At 63.6% G+C, this 25,258-nt stretch carries 19 protein-coding genes and 1 tRNA gene; 1 reads left to right on the plus strand and 19 read right to left on the minus strand.

The genetic code is table 11. The features are described from left to right. Nucleotides 1-52: 52 nt before the first annotated feature. On the plus strand, nucleotides 53-1,351 hold the full coding sequence (locus tag DFR45_RS10120; protein ID WP_114483609.1) for a THUMP domain-containing class I SAM-dependent RNA methyltransferase: 1,299 nt from the start codon (nucleotides 53-55) through the stop codon (nucleotides 1,349-1,351). A gap of 103 nt (nucleotides 1,352-1,454) precedes the next feature. On the opposite strand, the gene DFR45_RS10125 is transcribed toward DFR45_RS10120, so the two are convergent. The 19 genes from DFR45_RS10125 to DFR45_RS10215 all read right to left on the minus strand — a co-directional run. Continuing rightward, complete coding sequence (locus DFR45_RS10125) at nucleotides 1,455-2,651, minus strand: IS4 family transposase (RefSeq protein WP_114483610.1); 1,197 nt, start codon at nucleotides 2,649-2,651, stop codon at nucleotides 1,455-1,457. Nucleotides 2,652-2,957: 306 nt separating this feature from the next. Continuing rightward, entirely contained in the window at nucleotides 2,958-4,061 is a 1,104-nt protein-coding gene (locus DFR45_RS10130) for a ProQ/FINO family protein (protein ID WP_338324286.1), read from the minus strand. A gap of 47 nt (nucleotides 4,062-4,108) precedes the next feature. Next, nucleotides 4,109-5,356, minus strand: a complete 1,248-nt coding sequence (gene glcF / locus DFR45_RS10135; RefSeq protein WP_114483612.1) for a glycolate oxidase subunit GlcF — start codon at nucleotides 5,354-5,356, stop codon at nucleotides 4,109-4,111. Between the two features lie 23 nt (nucleotides 5,357-5,379). Beyond that, complete coding sequence (locus DFR45_RS10140) at nucleotides 5,380-6,174, minus strand: YoaK family protein (RefSeq protein ID WP_114483613.1); 795 nt, start codon at nucleotides 6,172-6,174, stop codon at nucleotides 5,380-5,382. 3 nt (nucleotides 6,175-6,177) lie between these two features. Further along, nucleotides 6,178-7,353: a glycolate oxidase subunit GlcE gene (gene glcE / locus DFR45_RS10145; RefSeq protein ID WP_114483614.1), complete on the minus strand. Its 1,176-nt coding sequence runs from the start codon at nucleotides 7,351-7,353 to the stop codon at nucleotides 6,178-6,180. 240 nt (nucleotides 7,354-7,593) lie between these two features. After that, complete coding sequence (locus DFR45_RS10150; RefSeq protein WP_114483615.1) at nucleotides 7,594-8,292, minus strand: response regulator; 699 nt, start codon at nucleotides 8,290-8,292, stop codon at nucleotides 7,594-7,596. A 44-nt stretch (nucleotides 8,293-8,336) separates the two neighbouring features. After that, a complete protein-coding gene (locus DFR45_RS10155; RefSeq protein ID WP_114483647.1) occupies nucleotides 8,337-10,562 on the minus strand; it encodes a sensor histidine kinase in 2,226 nt (741 codons plus the stop codon). An 83-nt stretch (nucleotides 10,563-10,645) separates the two neighbouring features. Beyond that, entirely contained in the window at nucleotides 10,646-11,197 is a 552-nt protein-coding gene (locus DFR45_RS10160) for a DUF4390 domain-containing protein (RefSeq protein ID WP_114483648.1), read from the minus strand. Nucleotides 11,198-11,252: 55 nt separating this feature from the next. Beyond that, nucleotides 11,253-12,644 carry a 16S rRNA (cytosine(967)-C(5))-methyltransferase RsmB gene (gene rsmB, locus DFR45_RS10165; RefSeq protein WP_421782016.1) on the minus strand — a complete coding sequence of 464 codons (1,392 nt, stop codon included), beginning with the start codon at nucleotides 12,642-12,644 and terminating at the stop codon, nucleotides 11,253-11,255. 161 nt (nucleotides 12,645-12,805) lie between these two features. After that, on the minus strand, nucleotides 12,806-17,035 hold the full coding sequence (rpoC, locus tag DFR45_RS10170) for a DNA-directed RNA polymerase subunit beta' (protein WP_114483617.1): 4,230 nt from the start codon (nucleotides 17,033-17,035) through the stop codon (nucleotides 12,806-12,808). Between the two features lie 91 nt (nucleotides 17,036-17,126). Beyond that, nucleotides 17,127-21,239 (minus strand): DNA-directed RNA polymerase subunit beta, encoded by a 4,113-nt coding sequence (rpoB, locus tag DFR45_RS10175; protein ID WP_114483618.1) that lies wholly within the window; start codon nucleotides 21,237-21,239, stop codon nucleotides 17,127-17,129. Between the two features lie 261 nt (nucleotides 21,240-21,500). Next, nucleotides 21,501-21,881, minus strand: coding sequence for a 50S ribosomal protein L7/L12 (rplL, locus tag DFR45_RS10180; protein ID WP_114483619.1), 381 nt, complete (start codon nucleotides 21,879-21,881; stop codon nucleotides 21,501-21,503). A gap of 122 nt (nucleotides 21,882-22,003) precedes the next feature. Next, nucleotides 22,004-22,504, minus strand: coding sequence for a 50S ribosomal protein L10 (rplJ, locus tag DFR45_RS10185; RefSeq protein ID WP_114483620.1), 501 nt, complete (start codon nucleotides 22,502-22,504; stop codon nucleotides 22,004-22,006). Between the two features lie 252 nt (nucleotides 22,505-22,756). Continuing rightward, a complete protein-coding gene (gene rplA / locus DFR45_RS10190) occupies nucleotides 22,757-23,452 on the minus strand; it encodes a 50S ribosomal protein L1 (protein WP_114483621.1) in 696 nt (231 codons plus the stop codon). Beyond that, on the minus strand, nucleotides 23,453-23,884 hold the full coding sequence (rplK, locus tag DFR45_RS10195; RefSeq protein ID WP_114483622.1) for a 50S ribosomal protein L11: 432 nt from the start codon (nucleotides 23,882-23,884) through the stop codon (nucleotides 23,453-23,455). It abuts the gene before it with no gap. Nucleotides 23,885-24,008: 124 nt separating this feature from the next. Further along, entirely contained in the window at nucleotides 24,009-24,596 is a 588-nt protein-coding gene (gene nusG / locus DFR45_RS10200; protein ID WP_114483623.1) for a transcription termination/antitermination protein NusG, read from the minus strand. After that, entirely contained in the window at nucleotides 24,593-24,979 is a 387-nt protein-coding gene (gene secE, locus DFR45_RS10205; protein ID WP_114483624.1) for a preprotein translocase subunit SecE, read from the minus strand. Before secE ends, nusG begins: the two co-directional genes overlap by 4 nt. Nucleotides 24,980-25,069: 90 nt before the next feature. After that, nucleotides 25,070-25,145 (minus strand) — tRNA-Trp (locus tag DFR45_RS10210). A 19-nt stretch (nucleotides 25,146-25,164) separates the two neighbouring features. After that, nucleotides 25,165-25,258 (minus strand): EF-Tu C-terminal domain-related protein (locus tag DFR45_RS10215; RefSeq protein ID WP_479684405.1); only part of this gene is annotated, 94 nt, incomplete at its 5' end.

A 25,258-nucleotide genomic window follows, 5' to 3' on the forward strand; every position in this document is an offset into this window, starting at 1 on the left:
TCGACTCTATCAGGCAAGTACGCGCGTGGCCTTGCCCTATGCTCCATTCCCCATGAACGCACTCCAACTCTTTTTGCCCTGCGCCGGCGGCGTAGAAGGCTATCTGGCCGACGAGGTCTACACGCTCACCGGCCGCACCGGGCAGGACTTGCTCGTCGGGCGCGGCGGCGTGCTGCTGCGCGCGGCCTGGCGCGACGCGCTGCGCCTGAACCTGCACAGCCGCCTCGCGCAGCGTGTGCTCGTGCTGCTGAACGAGCGCCCCTACCGCAGCGAAAACGACCTCTACGCGCTGGCCAGCGATGTCGCCTGGGAAGCCTGGTTCACCCCGCGCCAGAGCTTCAAGGTCGAAGTGAGCGCGCAGCACAGCCCCTTGCAGAGCCTGCACTTTGCCGGCCTGCGCGTGAAAGATGCCGTGGCCGACCGCTTCCGCGCCAAGACGGGCGTGCGCCCCGACGTGGACACCCAGCGGCCCGAGGTGCGCATCCACCTGCACCTTGGCCCCGACGCGGCCGCGCTCTACATCGACACCTCGGGCGAGCCGCTCTTCAAGCGCGGCTGGCGCCTCGACAAAGGCGATGCCCCGCTCAAGGAAACCCTGGCCGCCGCCATGCTCGCGGCGAGCGGCTGGAACCCGCTCTCCGACGCACCCGTGCCACTCTACGACCCCTGCTGCGGCAGCGGCACCATCGTCATCGAGGCCGCGCAAATCGCCTGCCGCATCCCGCCAGGGGCGCAGCGCCGCTTCGCGTTCGAGCGCCTGCAGCCGTTTCAGCCGCATGTCTGGCAAGCTATCAAAGAAGAAGCTGCCGAGGCAATACAGACAAGCGCCGTACCGATTTTTGGCAGTGATGTTTCGCACCGCATGGTGGACTTTGCCCAGCGCAACGCCGAGCGCGCCGGCGTGGCGCAAGCCGTGCAGCTGCGCGGCGGCGACGCGCTGCAGCGCTTGCCGCCCTGCGCGCAGCCCGGCGTGCTGCTGCTCAATCCGCCCTATGGCGAGCGCATCGCCGCGGCAGGCCATGCAGGCCAGAACGCCGCCGCACGTGCCGCGCTACGTGCGCAGGGCGCCGCCGTGGGCCGCGAGGCTGCACAAGTCGAAAGCCGCAGCGCGCAGGACGGCGAAGACGGCGGCGACTTTTTCCGCCAGCTCGCCGCGCACTGGAAAAAACACTACGTCGGCTGGACCGCCTGGTTGCTCTCGCCCGATCCCAAGCTGCCCAGCAAAATGCGCCTCAAGGAATCACGCCGCATCCCGATGTGGAACGGCCCCATCGAATGCCGCCTCTTTCGCTTTGACCTGGTGCAAGGCAGCGCACGCCACCCGCGCGGAGCCGAGAAATCTCCAATGTGATAGCTGCTCGCGCTTGACTGACATGGGTTTTTGGCTATTTTCGCTCTGAACCCAAACTGTTCATTGGCTAATTGGGGTCAGATTCTGAAGTTTCCCCACAAATTTACCCGCCCAAACACGCCAGCTGGGCTTGCCGGCGAAGCAAGTCCAAGGCATCTTTGGGCCGCAGCTGGGCCAGCCAAGACTCCCCCGCGTCGATGACCCGACGGGCCAAAGTCAGCGTGGAGATTTCCTTGGGCTTGGAGCGGCCGGTGCTCTGGAAATAACGCTGCATCTGGCGCTGCTGCGCGCATTCACCGAGCAGACGCAACAACCACCCAGCCAAATGCCCGATCAGCAGCAATACCTCCAGTCGCTTGCCCGAGCGCGAGCGCGTAGCGCTCAGCCCCAGCCCCAGGCGCTCACTCTTGAGGTCGCGGAAAGATTGCTCGATGCGCATTCTCTGCGCATACAGCTTCACAATCGCTTGCGCGCTCAAGTGCGCAAGGCTTGGTGAGCACGCCAGCAACCACGGCTCACGGCCTCTGCGGGCGGCCTTGAGCGAGCTGCGACAACGCGCGCGCTGCCCTTTGCGCGTGCGCCGCACGCGCCCCTTGGGCTCGCGCTGCAGCAGGATCAGCCGACAGGCAACGGCGTGGCTGCGCACGTAGTGGGCCTGGGCAAATGCCTGGGCATGCGAAGTGGCTTGGGGGTAGAGCTGCGTGCAACGCTGCCACGGCCCGTCGCCAATCCGCACCATGTCTTTGCCGCGAACGCGCCCTATCCAGTGCCAGCCGTGCTGTTGCACCAACTCGAACCAAGTGGAGCGAAAACCAGCATCCGTCATGATGATGGGCGGCTGGCCCGCTGGCAGTATGCTGGCCAAGCGCTGCAGGAAAAGCCGGTGCACGTCGGGGTTGCCGTATTTTTCTTGCGCATGGACTTCTTCGTACAGGGTGATACTGCGCCCCGCAACGGCAACGCTGGCGCGCAGCAAGTGCCAACGCTGATCGGGGGTGACGTCCGACCAGTCGACCACCACCAGCAGTTGTCCGATCTGTGTCAGCCATTGCGCCGCTACTTGGCTGTAGATGTCCTTTCGCGCGTCATGCAGCGCGCCATTGCCCAGCAGTCGGTCGATTCGTTTGATGCGATGGCGCATCGCCGTGGTCGGCTCCAAGGAGCGCGCCAGCTGGCTCAAGCTCAGGTGCGCTCCCCGCAAGGCGCTGCACACCGCCGCTTTGACGGCTTGGGCCAGCTTGGCATGCAGACCCGCCATGCAGCTGCCCAGCATTTGCTCTATGCGCTTGTGCAGATGCATAACACTTCCTCCATCAGCGTTTGTTCGTCAAGATGAAGAATCGTTCAGCCTCCGTAGGACTGAATTTGCGTCTAACTTTTTGAATTTGAAGCAAAATTTGTGGGGAAACATCAGGGTCAGATTCGAATTTCCGGGTGGCGTTGATGGGGCAGAGGGAGGATGCCGGGCGCTGCGCTCCTCGGCGCAGCCAGAAAGGGCGGGGATACCGCACGGGCCTTCGCTGCGCCATTGCGGCGTGCGCGGGTGCTGTTGCGCAGGCTCCATGGGTTGCCGCAGGCCTTCGGCCTGCGCAATGACGGGGAACGATCAGCCTGCGCCCTCCTGAACCATCTGGGCGGAATCCTCTGCGGCCAAGCCAGACTCCGTGGCGTGGGCTCTGCGTTGTCGGGCGCGGCGGGCGCGTTCGAGTGCCTGCGCGGTGCTGCGCGGATCGAGTCCGTACATTGCGGCGAACCGTGCTTCGGCGTGGCGCCGGGCTTGCGGCGTTGGTGCAGGGGCAGCGCTGGCTTGATCGGCGCCGCTGGCCTCGAAGGCGCGCAGCAGGGCCTCGTCTTTGGCGTTGCGCGCGGCCCATTCGGCCAGGGCCTCCTCGAGCAAGGCATTGACGGCCTCGTCGCGGCTGCGCACGCGCTCGGTGTACGCCTCGCGCGTGAGGCCCGAAGCCTCGAAGACGGCGACCATGCGCCGGCGCAGCTGGGCCTGGGCGTCGGCCGTGGCCGCAGCATCGGTGCCGGCGCGCGCCTGGCGGCGGCGGTACACCTCGAGCAGCGCATGCAAGACATGCTCGGGCGCCAGGTCTTCGACCGGCTGACCGGCCAGGTCGTAGCGCTTGCCGCCCGCGGCCACGCTGTGCAGATAGCGCGTCGAGCGCGTGTGCAGTGCGAGCGCCTCTTTGAGCGCGGCGCGCTCGAAGGCGTCGGGGTGGGCGGCGATCAGGTCCTGAAAAATGCCGCGCTTGAGGGGCCGGAACACGGCGCCGAAGAGCTGCGGATAAAGCGCGGCGAGCTGCTCGAGCACGGGGTGCGTGCGCCGCGGCGCGCGTACCCCGCCTTGCGGCGCCGCGGCGGGCGAGGGCGTGCACGAAGGTGCCGCCTGCGCAGCGCCATCGGCATTTGCGGCCAGGTGCGGCGCCGGCATGGGCGCTGTCGTCTCGGCGCGCCCCGCCGGCTTGCGCCGCTTGTGGCGCGCGCGGCGCGGCGCGGCGGCTGCCGCGCCGGGCACTGGCACTTGCGGCGCAGCAGCGGGCGGCGTGCTGCCCGATTGCGCGCCAGCCTCCCCGCGCATTTCAGGCGTTTGCGGGGCCGCAGACAACTCTAGCGTCTGGGCGGCTTCGGGCGTCTCACGCGGGGCTTGCGCGGCGGCTGCGGGCGCGGGCGGGGCGGCAGGGGCTTGCAGTTCTTGTTCTGGCATGGTGTTGGTGAGAGAGGATCGTTTTCGGCGGCGAGAGAACACCCCCGTCAGGAAAGGCATTCGTCGAGCACCTCGACCCAGTGGCGCACGGGCAGGTCGGTGCCGCTTTGCAGGTGGGTGATGCAGCCGACGTTGGCGCTCAGGATGGCCGCGGGTTGCAGCGTCTGCAGCTGGCCGAGCTTGCGGTCGCGCAGCGTCTGGGCGATTTGGGGCTCGAGCAGCGCATACGTGCCCGCCGAGCCGCAGCACAGGTGCGCCTCGGTGGGCGCGCGCTGCAGGCGCAGGCCCAGCGCCGCCAGCTGCGTCTCGACCACGTCGCGCAGCTGTTGCCCGTGCTGCAGCGTGCACGGCGGGTGGTAGGCGTACAGCGCTGCGCGCGCCGGGTCTGCGTCCTTCATGCGTGGCTGCAGGCGCGGCACCAGGTCGGGCAGGAGCTCGCTCAGGTCGCGCGCGAGCGCGCTGATGCGCGCGGCCTTGTCGGCGTAGGCGGGGTCGCCGCGCAGGTGGTGGCCGTATTCCTTGACCATGAGGCCGCAGCCCGAGGCGTTGACCACGATGGCCTCGACTCCCGCCCGGCCGCCCTCGGGCGCAACCCACGGCCACCAGGCGTCGATGTTTGCGCGCATCTGCGCCTTGCCGCCCTCCTGGTCGTTGAGGTGGAACTTCACCGCGCCACAGCAGCCGGCCTCGGGCGCCAGCACGGGCTGCAGGCCCGCCGCGTCGAGCACGCGCGCCGTGGCCGCGTTGATGTTGGGCAGCAGCGCGGGCTGTACGCAGCCGGCCAGCAGCAGCACCTTGCGCGCGTGCGTGCGCGTGGGCCAGGCGCCGGCAGATTGTGCGGGCGGCACCTTGGCGCGCAGCGCCGCGGGCAGCAAGGGGCGCAGTGCCTGCCCGAGCTTGAGCGTCGGCGCGAACAGCGGCGAAGGCAGCCCTTCTTTGAGCAGCCAGCGCAGCACGCGCTCGCCCACGGGGCGCGGCACCTTGTCTTCGACGAGCTGGCGGCCGATGTCGATCAGATGGCCGTATTGCACCCCGCTAGGGCAGGTGCTTTCGCAGTTGCGGCAGGTCAGGCAGCGGTCCAGGTGCTGCTGCGTCTTGCGCGTGGGCGTGGCGCCTTCGAGCACCTGCTTGATCAGGTAAATGCGCCCGCGCGGGCCGTCGAGCTCGTCGCCGAGCAGCTGGTAGGTCGGGCAGGTGGCCGTGCAAAAGCCGCAGTGCACGCACTTGCGCAAAATCGCCTCGGCCTCGCGGCCTGCAGCCGTGGCGCGGTATTCGGGGGTGAGCTGGGTTTGCATGGAGTGCGCAAGAGGGCGGAAATTCAGGGAGCCGCAGGCGGCATGGGATGCTGGCGATGCAGGGCTTTGCGCAGCGCCTCACGCAAGCGCGGGCGGTCTTGCCAAAGGGGCGGCAACGACAGCCCGAGCAACACCAGCGCGAGCGGCACCACGGAAATGAATCCCAGATGTTTGAAGCCCCACGCGCCCGCTACGCCGCCGCAAAAAAACATGCCCACCAGGCCCGCGAACAGGCGCAGGCGTATCTGGTTGGCGCGCACCTGGCTTTCGGGCGGGCTGCCGGCGCGGTTCCAGTAGAGCGCCTTGCCGAGTTCTATGCCCAGGTCGGTCACCACGCCGGTCATGTGCGTGGTGCGAATTTGCGCCGACGACATCTTGGTCACCGTGGCGTTTTGCAGTCCCATCATGAACGACAGCAGCAACACCGTCATGGGCACCGCAAACGGCGTGCGCCAGTCGAGCGTGAGCGCCCCGATCAGCCCGAAGCCGAGCAGCAGCAGGGCTTCGAGCAGCAGCGGCAGCGCATAACTGCTGTGCAAATGCCGCTGCCGCGCCCAGTTGACGAGGATCGCCGTCACCGCGGCACCCGCGGTAAAAGCCAGCAAGGCGCCGAGCGCGTTCAGCACCAACACCATGTTGCCCAGCACCAGGTTGTCGGCCAGCATGGACAAAAAACCCGTCATGTGCGAGGTGTAGAGGTGCACGACCAGAAAACCGCCCGCATTGACCGCGCCGGCGTTGAACGCCAGCAATAGCCCGAGCCGCCGGTTGCTCGCCACCGTGCGGTGGCGTCCCGTGAGGTGGCGCAAGCGCCGCATACGCTAGGCTCCTGCGGCCATGCGGCCGGGGTTGAAGATGCCCAGCGGGTCGAAAGCCGCACGTACCCGCGCCTGGATTTTTTGCAGTGCCGCAGATTGCAAGCCAAAAAGGCATTGAGGGCAATCTCCACCTGCGCTAGGCGCTCTGAAAATCGATGCATTTCCGCCCACGGTCCGCGCGGCCTCGACGAGCGCTGCGGCGTCTGCGAGCGGCGCTTGCACCCAGCGCAGCGCGCCGTGCCATTCGAGCAGCGGCGCGCTGGCCGTGGCCGGCAGGGCGAGCAGCGGCGCCGTTGCCGGCAGCGACAGGCGCCACAGCGCATGCATAGGAGCGCGTGCGGCAAACCATGGCAAGGTCTGCTCACGGCAGGCCAGCCAATGGGTGGCCGCATCCTGGGTAGCGAGCCGCTCTCCACCGAGCGCCCGGCAAGCCTCTTCGACGGCCGCCGCCGCGCCGCGCAGACGCACGTACAGCCAGCCCCATTGCTGCGGCGCAGCGCTGTCGCCCGCGCCTGCGTTGTCGTTACTTGCTGGCACCCAGATGCTGGCGTTGATCGGCAAGGGTTGGCGCGCCCAGTCGAGCACGCGCTGCAGGGCTGCGGTTTGGGTATAGGAAAAACGCAGTGTCGCCTCGGCCGGCGCCACGGGCAAGACCTTGAGACTCACCTGCGTGATCAAACCCAGCGTGCCCCAGGCCCCGACCATCAGACGCGAGACGTCGTAGCCCGCGACGTTCTTCATCACCTGCCCGCCAAAGCACAGGGCTTCGCCGCGGCCGTTGACCAGATGCAGGCCGAGCACGTAATCGCGCACGGCGCCCACGCTCACACGCGCGGGGCCGCTCAGGCCCGCCGCGACCATGCCGCCCACCGTGGCTCCGGCGCCAGCATCGGGCGTGGCAAAGTGCGGCGGCTCGAACGGCAGGCACTGTCGGCGCTCGGCCAGCGCGGCCTCGAGCTGCGCCAGCGGCGTGCCGGCCCAGGCCGTGACGACGAGTTCGCTCGGCTCATAACTCACGATACCTGCGAGCGCGCGCGTGTCGAGCACGGTGCCGCGCAAGCCTTGCAGCGCGCCGGGGCCATGAAAATCCTTGGTACCGCCGCCGCGCAGGCGCAAGGGCGCACGCGCCGCCGCTGCGGCACGCACTTGATCGATGAGCTGGGGCAGGGCTGGGTGCATGGTTTTTTCGTGGGGCTGCAATGGTAGCGGCTTCGCCCTACCGAGGGGACTTTCGTGCGGTTCGTGCAGGGCCACCGCAGGCGGTCGCCGCCCCTGGTCGCCAGCGCTTGCCGTTCTGAGAAGTCGTCATAGCACGGCGCAGAGCCTTTTATGCGCTGGCCTGCCGTGGCGCGTGGTGGCCGATGCTTCGAGGTATTGGGGGTTTGAAAAAGCCGGACGTCTGCCGCAGCGAGGGAAAAATCAATGGCGCTTGCTTCGCCCCAGATCGACACCGAGCTGGCGGAGCTTGCGGTACAGATGGGTGCGTTCAAGACCGGTTTTTTCTGCGACCCGGGTCATGGAGCCGCCTTCGCGTGCCAGGTGAAATTCAAAATAAGCTTTTTCAAATTGGTCGCGGGCTTCGCGCAAGGGCTGATCGAGGTCAAAACCCTGGTGGCCTGGCGCGGGCTCGGGCGCGAGCACGACGTCTGTGCCTGCGGTCGTCGCAGTGGCGGTGGAGCCAGAGGGAGGCGGCGGCACCATGGGCGCAGGCACGGCAGTGGCGATGGTCTGGGTGGCGGCGGCGGCCGTGGCGGCGCCGCGGGCCAGGCCTTGCTCCACGGCCTTGAGCAATTTTTGTAACGTAATCGGTTTTTCGAGGAAGGAAAACGCACCGATGCGGGTGGCCTCCACGGCGGTATCTATCGTGGCGTGCCCGCTCATCATGAGCACGGGCATGGTGAGCGCGCCGTTCATGGCCCATTCTTTGAGCAGGGTGACGCCGTCGGTGTCGGGCATCCAGATGTCCAGCAGCACGAGGTCATAGTCATTGTTGGCGCGCAGGGCACGTGCCTGCGTTGCGTTTTCTGCCAAATCAACGCTATGGCCTTCGTCGTTGAGGATTTCCGACAACAGCTCACGGATGCCGAGCTCATCGTCCACCACCAAAATATTTGCCATGGGTGAAAAGCATCAAAAAAGGGGTTGTGGTAGGAGTGTTGCTGTCAGGCAACACCTGGTGCTGGAGTGAATGATAGCGAGACTTGTGCTCCGCGCACTACGCCATCTTCTGCGGTGCGGTTGGACAGCTCGATGCGCGCGCCGTGCTCGTCAGCGATCTTTTTGACCATGGCAAGGCCCAGACCGGTGCCGCGTGCTTTGGTGGTTACGTAGGGCTCGAAGGCCCGCTGCAAAATGTGTTCGGCAAATCCGGTGCCGCTGTCCTGTACGATCAGACGCACATTTCCTGTGGATTCATTCCAGCGCGTCATGATGCGCACCGGCGGTGGCGGTTCTTTTCCGCGCCAGGCTTGCAGCGTGGCATCCTGGGCATTTTGCAGCAGGTTGTGAATCACCTGGCGCAGTTGCTGGGCGTCGCCGGCGATGGGCGGGCAGCGGGGATCGAGGTCGGCTTCGACGGGCACGCTGGCATTTTCCTCGCCGTAGAGGTGGAGCACGTCACTCACCAGCGCGTTGAGGTCTAGTGCCTGCAAATCGGCCGCGGGCAGGCGCGCGTAGTTGCGAAACTCGTTCACGAGCCGCTTCATCGCGTCGACCTGCTCGACGATGGTCTTGACCGACTTGGTCAAGATGGCCTGCTCTGGCGGCGGCAGCTTGCCTTCGAGTTTCATGGCGAGGCGCTCTGCCGACAGTTGGATGGGCGTGAGCGGATTTTTGATCTCATGCGCCAGGCGGCGCGCCACTTCGGCCCAGGCCTGTGCGCGCTGCGCCGAGACGATTTCGGTGATGTCGTCGAAAACGAGCAGGCGCGAGCCATCGGGCAGCACGGCGCCGCGCAATATCAGGTTGATCGGATGCTGCGCTGCGGCCTCGCTCGTACCGTGGAGCGCGAAGGGCAGTTGCCAGTGATCCGCCTCGTGCTGTTCATGGCGGGACACAAAGGCGTCGAACTGGGCCTGCACGGTCGCGGCAAATTCGGCCAGGCCAGGGACTTGCGCAAGCGGCTGGCCCAGGTAGCGCAGCAGGGGCAAATGCAAAATGCGCGTGGCGCCAGGGTTGCACGAAAGGATGTGGCCCTGCGCGTCGAGCACCAACACGCCGGCGGTCAGGTTGTCCAGGATGGTTTGGAGCTGGGCACGTGCGGCGTCGACCTGTGCCATGCTGGCTTCGACGGCCGCGCGCGCTTCTGCAAGCTGCTGCGTCATGAGCGCAAAAGAGCGCGTCAAGCCACCCAGTTCATCCTTGCCTTGCAGCGCGGCCTTGGGGCTGAGGTTGCCAGCCGCGACCTCGCGCACACCTTCGGCGAGCACGAGCAAAGGGCGCACGAGCTGGTTGCCCAGCAGCACTGCAAGCACCACGGCGCCAAACACGGCCAAAAACAGGCTCAGGGTCAGCGTGCCCACGTACATGCGACGCAGCCCGTCGCGCGCGAGCGCGCGCTCCTGGTACTCGCGGTTCGCTTCCTGCACGGCGATGGCATTCGCGATCAAGGCGGGCGGCAAAGGGATCGTGGCTTGCAAAAAGCGCGGCTCCTCGAGCAGGCCGACGCTTTGGCTGTGCACCAGCACGAGCGCCTTCACGCTGGCCCGCGGTGGCTGCGTGCTGCCCGGCTGAAGGTCGTCGAGCCCCTCGATCTGCGTCGTCACGAGCTGTTCGTGCGCGCGCCGCAGCTGCGCCGCAGTGGGGCGCTCGGGGTTCAGGGCAAAGCGCGACTGGCCGGCGCTCGCCAAGGGGCGGCCCGACGCGCTCCAGAGGATCACATCGGTGGCGCCGAGCTGGTCGCGAATGTGTTCGAGCACCAAGCCTGCCGCAGCATCGGGAACCTGCGCCAGCTGCGCGCTGGCCGCACGGGTTTTAGCCGCCATATCGTTGGCCATGGCTTCGAGCGAGACGCGCGCGAGATTCACGCCTGCGGCGAGCGCGCCTTCGACCTTCACGTCGAACCAGCTCTCTATCGAACGCGTGACGAACTGGTACGAAACCACGTAGATCAGCAGGCCGGGCACGAGCCCCACGAAGGCAAAAATGCCCGCGAGCTTGACCAGCAGGCGGCTGCCGAAGCGCTTGCGGCGCAGCCGCAAACCCAGCCGCACGGCCATCCACACGAGCACGAGCAGCAGCAGTACGGCAACCAAGACATTGAGTGCGAACAGCCAGGCGTAATGGCGCTCATACAACTCGCGGTTGTTCGTTGCCTGGGTGAGCAAAAAAAGCAGCACCAGGCCAAGAGCGACCATGACCGCCATGCCCACGCCGACCATCCAGCGCATGGCCCGCGCTTGGCGCGTTGCAGCGTGCACCGAGGCGGAGGTGCCCTGCTCAGCGGTGGTGGGGGCGTTCTTCTTGGCGCGCGTCACGGGCCTGCCTCGGGCACGAAGTGCAGGCTGCGCTCGAGTTGGAGATTCCAGCCGCTGTGACCTACCGCGCCGATTTGGAACGGACGCGGCAGCTGCGACAGATCGAGCTGGAAACGAAAGCGCAGCGTATGCTTGGCACCGGCTTCGATGGCGGAAGCGTCGGCAATTTTCCAGTGCGAAAAACGGCGCATGACCGAGAGCGCCTCGGCCAAGTCGTCGAAATTCTGTCCTAGCACCACGCCCAGGCCGGTCTGGTTGAACGGCGTAGAGGCGATGCTCAGACGCCATTTGCGCGTCAGCGGCTGGTAGCTCAGGCGCAAATAGCGATTGGCTGCGGCCACTTCGCGGTCTGACCAGTACCAGCGCTCACGCAGCACCTGCGCCTGCGCCACGAAGAACATCGGAATGCCTTTTTGCAGCGCGTCCTCGACCAGCTCGGGCAATGTGAACTGCAGCACGGCGCTCAGGTACAAGCCATCCTCGCTGCGCTCGACGCGCAGCTCTTGGACCTCCGCGGGATGCTGCTGCGCCAGGGCGCGCCCGTGCATGAGCAGGCCGCACAACACGCAGGCGCAAAGCCAAAGCAGCCGCGACCAAGCATCTTCACGCCGGTTTTTTTTCGAGTAGCGCGTAGAAAAATCCATCATGGTCGTAGTGCATGTCGTCCTGGCCCGTGGGGCGATTGTCGGCCGACGTGGGCAGCAAATGGCCGGGCGCAGGCATGCGCGCGGCGTCCTTGTGGTGTGCAAGAAACATTTGCACCTGATCCTCCCCTTCGGCGCGGAATACCGAACAGGTGCAATAAAGCAGTCTGCCGCCGGGGCGCAGCAAGGGCCACAGCGCGTTGAGCAGGCGCGCTTGCTGGGCCGCCAGCTGGTCGATGTCGGTGGGGCGGCGCAGCCAACGCACGTCAGGGTGGCGGCGCACGATGCCCGAAGCCGTGCAAGGCGCATCGAGCAAAATTGCATCGAAAGGCAAGCCGCCGCTTTGTCGCCACCAGTCCTGCGGACAGGCGGCGTCGGCCACGAGTACCTGCGCATGCAGACCGAGGCGCGCGAGGTTGGCGTGGATGCGTCCGCTGCGCGCCGCATCGACTTCGAGCGCCGTCACATGCCAGGAGGCACCCGGCGGCGCGAGCTCGAGCAGATGCGCGGTTTTGCCGCCCGGTGCTGCACAGGCGTCGAGCACGCGCAATGGCGCATGCAAGTTGAGACCTTGCAGCAGCAAAGGTGCGGCCAACTGCGCGCCGGCGTCCTGTACCGAAACCCACCCCGCCTCGAAACCCGGCAACTGCTGCACTGGCACGGGGCGGCGCAGGACAAGGCCGCTGACGCCCACCGGAGACGCTTCTATATTGATAGCTTCGAGCGCTTGTAGATATTGGGCTGGAGTGCATTTTTGCTGATTAACGCGAAGCACCATGGGCGCCGGGGCGTCGGCCGCCTGCAAAATCTGCTGCCAGGCCTGCGGATGGTCGATTTGGAGGCGCCGCACCCACCATGGCGGATGATTCCAGTGCGCCAGCGGGTCGGCATCGGTGGCGGCTATCAAGGCCGCGCGCTCACGCAAAAAGCGCCGCAAACAAGCATTCACGAAACCCGCCTGCGCACGCGTTGCCGGGCGGTGCTTGGCGGCTTCCACCGTTTGGTGCAGCAGCGTGTGTGCAGGATAGGGGGCCTTGGCCTCGTGCCAGCACAAAGCCAAGGCCGTACAGAGCAAGGCATCCACCGGGGGCGGCGGGGTCCGCGCGACCAATCTGCTGCGCAAGACCTGGGCGCGGCCGAGCGAGCGCAGGGTTTGGTACAGCAAGGACTGCACGCCCGGCCGCAATGAAGGCGCCACGGTTTCGAGCGCTGCCGTCGCAGACCGGCCTGCCAAAACGCTTTGCAGCGTACTCGCAACCGTCGCCAGCAGCTGCCACAGCGGCGCGGTGGCGCCCGCATCCGTGCGCGCTTGCGTCGGTGCCTGGCGCATCGCTCGTTGCGAGGAACTCATGCGTGTGCGCTGCGTACGGGATCGCTTGGCGCGTGCAAATCAGCGGGGCAAAGACCGAGACGCTCCTGCTGCGCTTGCGGCCAAGCACCCGTGCCAGCAAACATTTCTGGCACGGGTGCCCCGCGCAAGCGAGCTGGGAGCGCGCAGATCAGCGGCCCTCTTCAGTCGGCCGCAGCATCGCTGGCCTGGCTGCTTTCGACGCCGGTCGCGTCATGGGCAGCGGCGAGCTCGGCCGCCTCGGCTTCGGCAATCGCACGTCGCTCGGCTTCGTCCATCGCCTCCTTGGCCTTGCGCGCCTGGTGGTAGGCAAAGCCCGTGCCGGCGGGAATCAGACGGCCGACGATCACGTTTTCCTTCAGGCCGCGCAGCTCGTCGCGCTTGCCCATGATGGCAGCCTCGGTGAGCACGCGCGTGGTTTCCTGGAACGAAGCCGCGGAGATGAACGAATCGGTCGAGAGCGACGCCTTGGTGATGCCCAGCAGCACGTTCGTGAAGGTGGCCGGGATCTTGCCTTCGGCCCGTAGAGCCTCGTTGGTATTGAGGATCTCGGAGCGCTCGACTTGCTCGCCCGCGATGTAGTTGGAGTCGCCAGGGTTGTCCACCACGACACGGCGCAGCATTTGCCGCACGATCACTTCGATGTGCTTGTCGTTGATTTTCACGCCTTGCAAGCGATAGACGTCCTGCACCTCATCGACGATGTAGCGCGAGAGCTCTTCGATGCCGAGCAGGCGCAGGATGTCCTGCGGATCGGCGGGGCCATCGACGATCAGTTCGCCGCGGTTCACCACCTGGCCTTCGTGCACGAGGATGTTCTTCTCCTTGGGGATGAGCTCTTCCCACACCTTGCCGTCGGGGTCGGTGATCTGCAAGCGGATCTTGCCCTTGGTTTCCTTGCCAAAGGACACCGTGCCCGTGAGCTCCGCGAGCGTGCCCTTGTCTTTGGGCGTGCGCGCTTCGAACAGTTCGGCCACGCGTGGCAGACCGCCCGTGATGTCGCGCGTCTTCTGCCCTTCGACCGGAATGCGCGCGAGCACCTCGCCCGGCCCCACTTCCTGGCCGTCGCGCACTTGGATCAGCGCGCCCACCTGGAAGCCTATGGTCACGGTGTGGTCGGTGCCGGGGATCTTGACCTCGTTGCCGGCCGCGTCCAGCAGTTTCACCTGCGGGCGCACGACCTTGGCTGCGCCGCGGCGCTTGGGATCGATCACCACAAGGGTCGAAAGCCCCGTCACTTCATCGACCTGCTTGGCCACGGTGAGGCCTTCTTCGACGTTCTCGAATTTCACGCGGCCGGCAAATTCCGTGATGATCGGGCGCGTCAGCGGGTCCCAGTTCGCCAGCACGGTACCGGCTTTCACGACCTGGTCGGGCTTCACGGTCAAGATCGCGCCATAAGGCACTTTGTGGCGCTCGCGCTCGCGGCCATGTTCGTCCTGGATGATGATTTCGCCCGAACGCGCGATCACCACGAGCTCACCCTTGGTGTTGCTCACGTAGCGCATGGTGGCGTTGAAGCCGATGATGCCGTTGGACTTGGCTTCGACGCTCGAGGCCACGGCCGCGCGCGAGGCGGCACCGCCGATGTGGAAGGTGCGCATGGTCAGCTGCGTGCCAGGTTCGCCGATCGATTGCGCAGCGATCACGCCCACGGCCTCGCCGAGGTTGATCAGACCGCCGCGGCCGAGGTCGCGGCCGTAGCACTTGGCACACAGGCCATAGCGCGTCTCGCAGGTCAGCGCCGTGCGCACTTTGACTTCATCGACGCCGGCGGCCTCGATCTCTTCGATCCGCGTCTCATCGAGCATCTCGCCCGCTGGCACGAGTACGGCTTGCGTTTCGGGGTGCAGCACGTCCTCGGCCGCGGTGCGACCCAAAATACGCTCACGCAGCGATTCGATCACTTCGCCGCCTTCGACGATGGCGCGCATCAGCGAACCGTTGGCCGTGCCGCAATCTTCCTCGGTCACCACCAGGTCTTGCGTGACGTCGACCAGACGGCGCGTGAGGTAGCCCGAGTTGGCCGTCTTGAGCGCCGTGTCGGCCAGACCCTTGCGCGCGCCGTGCGTGGAGATGAAGTACTGCAGCACGTTCAGGCCTTCACGGAAGTTGGCCGTGATCGGCGTTTCGATGATCGACCCATCAGGTTTGGCCATCAAGCCACGCATGCCCGCGAGCTGACGGATCTGCGCCGCCGAACCACGCGCGCCCGAGTCGGCCATCATGTAGATCGAGTTGAACGACTCCTGATCGACTTCTTTGCCGTGGCGGTCAATGACCTTTTGTTTGGCGAGCTGTTGCATCATGACTTTGGAGACTTCGTCCGCCGCCTTGCCCCAGATGTCCACGACCTTGTTGTAACGCTCGCCCGCGGTGACGAGACCGGAGACGTATTGCTGCTCGATCTCGCGCACTTCTTTTTCGGCGCGCTCGATGATCTCGGCCTTTTGCGGTGGCACCAGCATGTCATCGACGCAAATCGAAATCCCCGCCTGCGTGGCGAGACGAAAGCCGTTTTGCAACAGCTTGTCGGCAAATACCACCGTTTCTTTGAGCCCGCATTTGCGGAAAGATGTGTTGATCAGCTTGGAGATTTCTTTTTTCTTGAGCGCTTTGTTGATGTGCTCGAAGGGCAGCCCCTTGGGCAGGATTTCCGACAGCAATGCGCGGCCTACCGTGGTTTCCACCAGGTTTTGCTGAGGCTCGAACTCGCCGGTCTCCTTGTTTTTGCGCCACTCGGTGATGCGCACGTTCACACGCGAGGCGAGCTCGACCTCGCCAGCATCGAAGGCGCGCTGCACCTCGCCCACGTCGGCAAACACCATGCCCTCGCCCTTGGCATTGATGCGGTCGCGCGTGGCGTAGTACAGCCCCAGCACCACGTCCTGCGAGGGCACGATGGACGGCTCGCCCGAGGCCGGGAAGAGCACGTTGTTCGAGGCGAGCATGAGCACGCGCGCCTCCATCTGCGCCTCCACCGACAGCGGCACGTGCACGGCCATCTGGTCGCCGTCGAAGTCGGCGTTGAAGGCGGCACACACGAGCGGATGCAGCTGGATCGCCTTGCCTTCGATCAGGATGGGCTCGAAGGCCTGGATACCCAGGCGGTGCAAGGTGGGCGCGCGGTTGAGCAGCACCGGGTGTTCCTTGATGACTTCTTCAAGGATGTCCCAGACCACGGGGGTGCCGGATTCGACCTCTTTCTTCGCGGCCTTGATGGTCGTCGCGATGCCCATGGCTTCGAGGCGCGAGAAGATGAAAGGCTTGAACAACTCCAGCGCCATGAGCTTGGGCAGACCGCACTGGTGCAGCTTGAGCGTGGGGCCCACGGTGATCACCGAGCGGCCCGAATAATCGACGCGCTTGCCCAGCAGGTTCTGGCGGAAGCGCCCGCCCTTGCCCTTGATCATGTCGGCGAGCGACTTGAGCGCACGTTTGTTCGCGCCCGTCATGGCTTTGCCGCGGCGACCGTTGTCGATGAGGCTGTCCACGGCTTCTTGCAGCATGCGCTTTTCATTGCGCGCGATGATCTCGGGCGCCTTGAGCTCGAGCAGACGGCGCAGGCGGCTGTTGCGGTTGATGACGCGACGGTACAAGTCGTTCAAGTCGGACGTGGCGAAGCGCCCGCCATCGAGCGGCACCAGCGGACGCAGGTCGGGCGGCAGCACGGGTAGCACTTCGAGCACCATCCAGGAGGGCTTGATGCCGGACTTGCGGAACGCTTCGAGCACTTTGAGCCGCTTGGCGTTTTTCTTGACCTTGGCTTCGGAGCCGGTCAGGTCGCCGCGCAGCCTTTCGATCTCAGCCTCCAGATCGATGGATTCGAGCAACTCCTTGATGCCTTCGGCGCCCATTTTTGCCACGAATTCGTCGCCAAATTCCTTGCGCTTGGCCTCGTAGTCGTCCTCGCTCATGATGCTGAACTTCTTGAGCGGCGTCATGCCCGGATCGACCACCACGTAGGCTTCGAAATACAGCACGCGCTCGATGTCGCGCAGCGTCATGTCGAGCACCAGACCGAGGCGGCTGGGCAGAGACTTGAGAAACCAGATGTGTGCACACGGCGCGGCCAGGTCGATATGGCCCATGCGCTCACGCCGCACCTTGGTCTGCGTGACTTCGACGCCGCACTTTTCGCAGATCACGCCGCGGTGCTTGAGGCGCTTGTATTTGCCGCACAGGCATTCGTAATCCTTGATCGGCCCGAAAATCTTGGCGCAAAAGAGGCCGTCGCGTTCGGGCTTGAAGGTTCGGTAGTTGATGGTTTCGGGCTTTTTCACTTCGCCGAACGACCAGGAACGGATCTTTTCGGGCGACGCCAGACCGATGCGAATGGCATCGAAGTGCTCATTCGGCGTGAATTGTTTGAACAAGTCGAGCAAGGATTTCATGGCGAACTTCCTTAAATAGTGAGGACGGAGCTGGAGCGAGGGGGTCTGTGCATGCGCTGTCGCGGCCCCGATTGCGCGGGGCCGCGCACCATCAATCCCTCTCGAGCTCCATGTCTAGGCCCAGCGAACGGATTTCCTTGACCAGCACGTTGAACGATTCGGGCATCCCGGCCTCGATCGAGTGCTCGCCCTTGACGATGTTTTCATAGACTTTGGTGCGGCCTTGCACGTCGTCGGACTTGACGGTGAGCATTTCCTGCAGCACGTAGGCGGCGCCGTAGGCTTCGAGCGCCCACACTTCCATCTCGCCGAAACGCTGGCCGCCAAACTGCGCCTTGCCGCCCAGCGGCTGCTGCGTGACCAGGCTGTACGGCCCGGTGGAGCGCGCGTGCATTTTGTCGTCGACCAAATGGTGCAGCTTGAGGTAGTGCATGTAGCCTATAGTGGTCGGACGTTCGAAGCGGTCACCGGTGCGCCCGTCATGCAGGTAGGCCTGCGTGCGCGCGGGGGTCAAACCCTTGCGCGCGACGATGTCGTCGGGGTAGGCGAGCTGCAGCATGGCGCGGATTTCGTCTTCTGAGGCGCCGTCGAACACGGGCGAGGCAAAGGGCACGCCATCGACCAGGTTGGACGCCATGGCGAACAGGGCCTCGTCGCTGAGTTTGGACAAGTCTTCGCTGCGGCCGCGGGTGTTATAGACCTCTTGGAGAAACTTGCGCAGCTCCGCCGCCTTGGCCTCGCGTTGCAGCATGTCGCCGATGCGCTGGCCAATGCCTTTGCCGGCCCAGCCCAGGTGCACTTCGAGCACCTGCCCGATGTTCATGCGCGAAGGCACGCCCAGCGGGTTCAGCACGATGTCCACGGGGGTGCCGTCGGCCATGTAGGGCATGTCCTCGATCGGCACGATTTTGGAGACCACGCCCTTGTTGCCGTGGCGCCCGGCCATCTTGTCGCCAGGCTGCAAGCGGCGCTTGACGGCCAGATAGACCTTGACCATTTTGAGCACGCCTGCAGGCAATTCATCTCCCTGCGTGAGCTTTTTGCGCTTTTCTTCGAACGCGAGGTCGAAGTTGTGGCGCGTCTGCTCGAGCGCGTTCTTGATGCTCTCGAGCTGCGCTGCGACCTCGTCCTCGGCGGGGCGGATGTCGAACCAGTGGAACTTGTCGATCGCGTCCAGATAGGCTTTGTCGATTTTCGTGCCCTTGGGCAGCTTTTGCGGGCCACCGTTGGCCACGCGGCCGAGCAACAACTTCTCGATACGGTCGAAGGCGTCGGCCTCGACGATGCGCAGCTGGTCATTCAAGTCCAGGCGGAAGCGCTTGAGCTCGTCGTCGATGATCTGCTGTGCACGCTTGTCGCGCGCAATGCCTTCGCGCGTGAACACTTGCACGTCGATCACCACGCCCTGCGAGCCTTGGTCGACGCGCAGCGAGGTGTCTTTCACGTCGGAGGCCTTTTCACCGAAGATCGCGCGCAACAGCTTTTCTTCGGGCGTGAGCGTGGTTTCGCCCTTGGGCGTGACCTTGCCCACGAGCACATCGCCGGGCTGCACTTCTGCGCCCACGTAGATGATGCCCGAGTCGTCGAGGCGGTTGAGCTGCTGCTCGCTCAGGTTCGGGATGTCGCGCGTGATTTCCTCGGGGCCGAGCTTGGTGTCGCGCGCCATGACCACCAACTCCTCGATGTGGATGCTGGTGTAGCGGTCGTCAGCGACCACTTTTTCGGAAATCAGGATCGAGTCCTCGAAGTTGTAGCCGTTCCAGGGCATGAAGGCGATCAGCATGTTCTGCCCGATCGCGATCTCGCCCAGGTCGGTCGAGGCGCCGTCGGCGATCACGTCGCCTTTTTCCAGGCGGTCGCCGCGCTTGACGATGGGGCGCTGGCTGATGTTGGTGTTCTGGTTGCTACGCTGGTATTTGATGAGGTTGTAGATGTCCACCCCCACTTCACCAGCGACGGCTTCGTCGTCGTTGACGCGAATCACGATGCGCATGGCATCGACGTAGTCCACCACGCCACCGCGTTTGGCCGTCACCACCGTCCCTGAATCGACGGCAGCGACGCGCTCGATGCCCGTGCCTACCAGCGGCTTTTCGGGGCGCAATACAGGCACGGCTTGGCGCGACATGTTGGCGCCCATCAAAGCGCGGTTCGCGTCATCATGCTCGAGGAAGGGCACGAGCGAGGCCGCCACCGAGACGATCTGCGCGGGCGACACATCCATGTACTGCACCCGTTCGGCGCCGCACAGGATGGACTCACCTTTTTCGCGCGCAGAGACCAGCTCGCCGACCAGGCGACCGTCTTTGTCGAGCGCGGCATTCGCTTGCGCGATCACGTATTTGCCTTCCTCGATGGCCGACAGGTAGTCGATATCGTTCGTGACCTTGCCATCGACGACCCGGCGATACGGCGTCTCGATGAAGCCGTATTCATTCAAGCGTGCATACAGCGCCAGCGAGTTGATGAGACCGATGTTCGGGCCTTCGGGCGTCTCGATCGGGCACACCCGGCCGTAGTGCGTGACGTGCACGTCGCGCACCTCGAAACCTGCACGTTCGCGCGTCAAGCCACCCGGGCCGAGCGCCGAGACGCGGCGCTTGTGCGTGATCTCGGCCAGTGGGTTGGTCTGGTCCATGAATTGCGACAGCTGCGAGGCGCCGAAGAACTCCTTGAGCGCCGCAGAAATCGGCTTGGAGTTGATCAGGTCATGCGGCATCAGCGGCTCTTGTTCGGCCTGCCCGAGGCGTTCCTTGACCGCTTTTTCGATGCGCGCCAAACCCGTGCGGTATTGGTTTTCGGCCAGTTCGCCCACGCAGCGCACGCGCCGGTTGCCCAGGTGATCGATGTCATCGACCTCGCCACGGCCGTTGCGCAGCTCGACCAGGATCTTCACCACGGCCAGGATGTCCTCGTTGGACAAGACCATGGGGCCGGTCGGATCGTCGCGTCCCACGCGCGCATTGAACTTCATGCGCCCAACGCGCGAGAGATCGTAGGTGTCGGGGTTGTAAAAGAGGCGCTGGAACAGCGCTTGCACGGCATCTTCGGTCGGCGGCTCGCCGGGTCGCATCATGCGATAAATGGCCACGCGCGCGGCGAATTCATCCGCGGTTTCATCGATGCGCAGCGTTTGAGAGATGTAGGGCCCTTGGTCGAGTTCGTTGGTGTAGATGCATTGCAGCTCTTGCACGCCTGCGCTGCGCAGTTTCTTCAGCAACGCTTCGGTGAGCTCGTCGTTGGCTTTGGCGAGGATTTCACCGGTGTCCGGATCGACGATATTGCGCGCGAGCACGCGACCGATGAGGAAATCCTCGGGTACGCTGATATGCGTCGTTCCCGATTGCTCCAGCTCACGCACATGGCGCGCCGTGATGCGCTTGTCCTTCGGGACGATGACTTTGCCCGACTTGTCGGTAATGTCAAAGCGTGCAATCTCGCCTTTGAGGCGCTCGGGCACGAATTCCATCTGTGCCCCGCTGTCCATCAGGCGGAAGTTGTCGTTGACGAAAAAGTGCGCGAGGATCTGCTCGGGATTCAGACCTATGGCCTTGAGCAAAATCGTGACGGGCATTTTGCGCCGCCGATCCACGCGGAAATACAAAATATCTTTGGGATCGAACTCGAAGTCGAGCCACGAGCCACGGTAAGGAATGATGCGCGCGGAAAAAAGCAATTTGCCAGAGCTGTGTGTCTTGCCTTTGTCGTGTTCGAAGAACACGCCAGGCGAGCGGTGCAACTGCGAAACGATCACGCGCTCGGTGCCGTTGATGATGAACGAGCCTTTGTCGGTCATGAGCGGCACTTCGCCCATATAGACCTCTTGCTCCTTGACTTCCTTGACCACCTTGGATTGGGCCGTGGAAGATTCGCGGTCGTAGATGATCAGCTGCACCTTGGCGCGCACGGCCGAAGCATAGGTCAGACCGCGCGTTTGGCATTCGCGCACATCGAAGGCGGGTTTGGCCAGGTTGTATTCGATGAACTTCATCTCGACGAACCCATTGTGCGAAACGATGGGGAACGCCGATTGGAACGCAGCCTGTAAGCCCTCATTGGCCCTTTTCTGGGGTGGGACATCAGCTTGCAAAAAGGCCGTATAGGCGTCCTTTTGCATTTGCAGCAGATAAGGGACTTTCAGCACGCTCTCGCGGGTGCCGAAACTTTTGCGGATGCGTTTGCGTTCAGTGAAAGAATAGGCCATGAGATCTCCGGGCAAAACAGGGATTGGGATCTACGACGACGGACCCGCAGAGGCGCTTCGCTTGCGGGCTTGGCGGTTGGCCACTACCAACCATGGCGGACAGTGATGCCTTGCGCATCACCCGAGCCAAGGTGTTTTCTGTGTCGGATCGGTCAGAAAACACTCGAAAACCTGGAGGCAACCAAGGTTTACGGGTGTGCTCTGAAAGCACCAAAGGCTGGAGGCCCGATGAAGCGCTCCAGCCCTCGAGGCGACAAGCGCTTACTTGAGCTCGGCTTTGGCGCCAGCTTCCACGAGCTTCTTGACAGCCGCTTCGGCGTCAGCCTTGGAGACGCCTTCCTTGACGTTCTTGGGTGCGCCATCGACCAGGTCTTTGGCCTCTTTGAGACCCAGACCGGTGATTTCGCGCACGGCCTTGATGACGGCAACCTTGTTGGCACCGGCTTCTTGCAGCACGACGTTGAACTCGGTCTTTTCCTCGGCCGCAGCCGCAGCCGCGCCGGCACCGCCAGCAGCCGCCGGCGCCGCCATAGCGGCAGCGCTCACGCCGAATTTCTCTTCAATGGCCTTGACCAGGTCATTGAGTTCCATGACCGTCATGCTGTCGAGCGCGGCCAAAAATGCGTCTTTATCGAATGCCATTTTGATTTCCTAATGATGGGTTTGTGGTCTGTGGCAGAGTCCCCAAGGGCTGGGTGGGTGCAACTTTGGTTGCAAGCGCTGGATTTTCTGCACAGGCCCGGATGAACAAGTTTGTGAAACGCTCAGGCAGCCACGGCTTCGCCTTTTTTGGTCGCCAATGCCCCGAGCACCACGGCGGTGCGCGAAATCGGTGACTTGAGCAAGCCACACAATTGGGCCAGCAAGGTTTCCTTTGGAGGAATGCTGGCCAACTGCTTGACGCCTTCCGCATCGAGCGCTTTCCCTGCGAATGCACCCCCGCGAATCACCAATTTGTCATTGGTTTTCGCAAAGTCGGCGGCCACTTTCGCTGCCGCCACGGCATCTTCGGAAAAGCCATAGATCAGCGGGCCGGTCAACTGGTCTGTCACCACTTCGAATGCGCTGCCTGCCAAAGCACGGCGGGCCAGAGTGTTTTTCAGGACACTCAGGCTCACGCCCTTGCTGCGGGCGTCTGCGCGCAATCGAGTCATGTCGGCCACCGTTATGCCACGGTACTCCGCGATCACGAGCGTTTGAGCGTTAGCGGCGAGTTTGGTCACCTCCTGGACGACCGTTTCTTTCTCACTGCGATTCAGACTCAAGGTTTACTCCTTACCAATGTGCCCTCGGAATCCCTCGTTGGGCACGCTCTCGTTGCAGCGACCGACTGCGTAGGAATGGCTTCTTTTTTGCAGCGGGATCGCCATCTGCGTTGGCCCGATGTAGCGGTTTAAGTGCAACAATTTGCACACCAACGGTCTTGGATGGCTCGAAGAATGCAAAGCATCTTCGACCCACCACCTCGGGCCTCTCACGAGCCCCGAAGATTTCTTACCAACACTTCTCGCGCTGCCTCACGCAGCGATGGTTTGCGCGTCCACACGCACACCCATGCCCATCGTCGAAGACAGCGCAACCTTGCGCAGATACTGCCCTTTGCTCGACGCAGGTTTGGCCTTGTTCAGCGCATCGATGAATGCCGCGAGATTGGCCTGCAATTTGTCGTTTTCAAACGAACGGCGCCCGATCGTGCCGTGCACGATACCTGCCTTGTCCACGCGGAATTGCACTTGGCCGGCTTTGGCATTCTTGACAGCCGTGGCAACGTCGGGCGTCACTGTGCCAACCTTGGGGTTGGGCATCAGACCACGCGGGCCGAGGATTTGGCCGAGGGTGCCGACCACGCGCATGGCGTCAGGAGCTGCAATCACCACGTCGAACGGCATGTTGCCCGCCTTGATCATTGCCGCAAGGTCGTCCATGCCAACGATGTCCGCGCCCGCGGCTTTCGCTTCTTCGGCCTTGGCACCTTGGGCAAACACAGCTACGCGCGTGGTCTTGCCGGTACCGTTGGGGAGCACGACGGCACCGCGCACGACCTGGTCGGACTTTTTCGCATCGACGCCGAGTTGCACGGCGACGTCGATCGACTCATCGAATTTGGCGGTTGCCGTTTCTTTGACGAGCGAAAGTGCCTCGGATGCGGGGTACAGCTTGGTGCGATCGATTTTGCCCAGCATCGCTTTTCTTCTTTTGGTCAACTTGGCCATTTACAAACCCTCCACCACGACGCCCATGGAACGGGCCGAGCCAGCCAAAGTACGCACGGCTGCATCCAAGTTGGCTGCAGTCATGTCCTTCATCTTTGTCTGGGCGATTTCTTCGAGCTGCGCGCGCGTGATTTTGCCGACTTTGGTTTTCAGTGCGTTCGACGAGCCTTTTTCGAGCTTGATCGCTTTTTTGATCAGGGTCGTTGCGGGCGGGGTCTTGATGATGAACGTGAAGCTCTTGTCGGCAAATGCCGTGATGACCACTGGCAAGGGCAGGCCAGGCTCTACACCCTGGGTCTGCGCATTGAATGCTTTGCAGAACTCCATGATGTTGAGGCCGCGCTGACCCAACGCCGGGCCGATCGGTGGTGAGGGATTGGCTTTACCAGCTGGCACTTGCAGCTTGATGAAGCCGACGATTTTCTTCGCCATGCTTTACTCCTTTTGGGTCTTAACGCTTGGTTGGAAACAAGCTCCCCAGTATGAACGGCTCTATTTTTATTGCGTCGAGCCGTATGACGCATTTTTTCAAGAAGTCTGCCGCAAGACTTCGGGTTCAGGTTTTTTCTACCTGGCTAAATTCGAGTTCTACGGGTGTGGAGCGGCCGAAAATCATTACGGAAACCCGCAGCCGACTTTTTTCGTAATTCACTTCTTCTACGACGCCATTGAAGTCGGTGAAAGGGCCGTCTTTGATGCGCACCACCTCACCCACCATGAACTCGATCTTGTGCCGCGGTTTTTCTGCCCCCTCTTGCATCTGCTGGAGGATTTTTGCCACTTCGTCTTCAGAGATGGGAGCAGGGCGGTTTTTGGCACCGCCGACAAAACCCGTGACTTTGCTCGTGTGCTTGACGAGATGCCAGGTGTCGTCGTCCATCACCATCTCGACGAATACGTAGCCAGGGAAAAGACGGCGTTCCGCAGTCTTGCGTTGGCCGTTCTTGATTTCGACGACTTCTTCGGTCGGCACCAAAATGCGTCCGAATTTGTCTTGCATTCCCGAGCGGGCAACGCGCTCGCGGATGTTGCGTTCGACGGCTTTTTCCATGCCCGAATACGCGTGCACGATATACCACTGCATACCAGGCTGGGTGAGCGGCTCTGCCGAAGTTTGGCCCACTGTTTCTACCGCATCCGTCATGACCTTCTCCAACCCAAGATGAGATCGTACAAAACCCATTCCAAGGTCTTGTCGGTAACCCACAAGAACAAGGCCATGATGAAAACGAAGGCGAACACGTAAAGCGTTATTTGCATTGCTTCTTTGCGCGTGGGCCAAACGACTTTCTTGACCTCTTTCCAGGCATCGCGTGCAAAAGCCACGAGTCTGCGCCCGGGCTCCGATGTCAGGAAAACACCCGCTGCAAGCACAAGGCCTACGAGGAGCGCAGCCCACTGCACCAGCGGCCCCTGCTTTCCGAGCCAATAAAAACCCGCCACCGAGGCAAAGACCAAGAGCACCACGATGGCAATCTTGGCTTTGTCAGCCCCGGTCTGAACGGTTTCGACCTGTGTTGTGGCCATATGTCTGTGTTTTTTAGGTAACTTTTACAGCGCCTTCCAAGACGCTGAAGCCCGCCAGGACTTGGCGGGCTCGTTGCGGCCACGATGGTGTGGCAGGGGCAGTAGGAATCGAACCTACAACCTTCGGTTTTGGAGACCGACGCTCTGCCAATTGAGCTATACCCCTATACCTCTTTTTTCAAACCTCAATCAAGGATCTTGGCCACGACGCCGGCGCCGACCGTGCGGCCGCCCTCACGGATGGCAAAGCGCAGACCTTCTTCCATGGCGATGGGGTTG

Origin of the sequence: Extensimonas vulgaris, from assembly GCF_003337425.1 — a bacterium.
Classification (GTDB): Bacteria; Pseudomonadota; Gammaproteobacteria; order Burkholderiales; family Burkholderiaceae_C; genus Extensimonas; species Extensimonas vulgaris.

Bases quoted from the DNA above. Each gene is read 5' to 3' on its own strand.
- DFR45_RS10120 (WP_114483609.1), top strand. From the start codon at position 53: ATGAACGCACTCCAACTCTTTTTGCCCTGCGCCGGCGGCGTAGAAGGC.
- DFR45_RS10125 (WP_114483610.1), bottom strand. From the start codon at position 2,651: ATGCATCTGCACAAGCGCATAGAGCAAATGCTGGGCAGCTGCATGGCG.
- DFR45_RS10130 (WP_338324286.1), bottom strand. From the start codon at position 4,061: ATGCCAGAACAAGAACTGCAAGCCCCTGCCGCCCCGCCCGCGCCCGCA.
- glcF (WP_114483612.1), bottom strand. From the start codon at position 5,356: ATGCAAACCCAGCTCACCCCCGAATACCGCGCCACGGCTGCAGGCCGC.
- DFR45_RS10140 (WP_114483613.1), bottom strand. From the start codon at position 6,174: ATGCGGCGCTTGCGCCACCTCACGGGACGCCACCGCACGGTGGCGAGC.
- glcE (WP_114483614.1), bottom strand. From the start codon at position 7,353: ATGCACCCAGCCCTGCCCCAGCTCATCGATCAAGTGCGTGCCGCAGCG.
- DFR45_RS10150 (WP_114483615.1), bottom strand. From the start codon at position 8,292: ATGGCAAATATTTTGGTGGTGGACGATGAGCTCGGCATCCGTGAGCTG.
- DFR45_RS10155 (WP_114483647.1), bottom strand. From the start codon at position 10,562: ATGCGCTGGATGGTCGGCGTGGGCATGGCGGTCATGGTCGCTCTTGGC.
- DFR45_RS10160 (WP_114483648.1), bottom strand. From the start codon at position 11,197: ATGCACGGGCGCGCCCTGGCGCAGCAGCATCCCGCGGAGGTCCAAGAG.
- rsmB (WP_421782016.1), bottom strand. From the start codon at position 12,644: ATGAGTTCCTCGCAACGAGCGATGCGCCAGGCACCGACGCAAGCGCGC.
- rpoC (WP_114483617.1), bottom strand. From the start codon at position 17,035: ATGAAATCCTTGCTCGACTTGTTCAAACAATTCACGCCGAATGAGCAC.
- rpoB (WP_114483618.1), bottom strand. From the start codon at position 21,239: ATGGCCTATTCTTTCACTGAACGCAAACGCATCCGCAAAAGTTTCGGC.
- rplL (WP_114483619.1), bottom strand. From the start codon at position 21,881: ATGGCATTCGATAAAGACGCATTTTTGGCCGCGCTCGACAGCATGACG.
- rplA (WP_114483621.1), bottom strand. From the start codon at position 23,452: ATGGCCAAGTTGACCAAAAGAAGAAAAGCGATGCTGGGCAAAATCGAT.
- rplK (WP_114483622.1), bottom strand. From the start codon at position 23,884: ATGGCGAAGAAAATCGTCGGCTTCATCAAGCTGCAAGTGCCAGCTGGT.
- nusG (WP_114483623.1), bottom strand. From the start codon at position 24,596: ATGACGGATGCGGTAGAAACAGTGGGCCAAACTTCGGCAGAGCCGCTC.
- secE (WP_114483624.1), bottom strand. From the start codon at position 24,979: ATGGCCACAACACAGGTCGAAACCGTTCAGACCGGGGCTGACAAAGCC.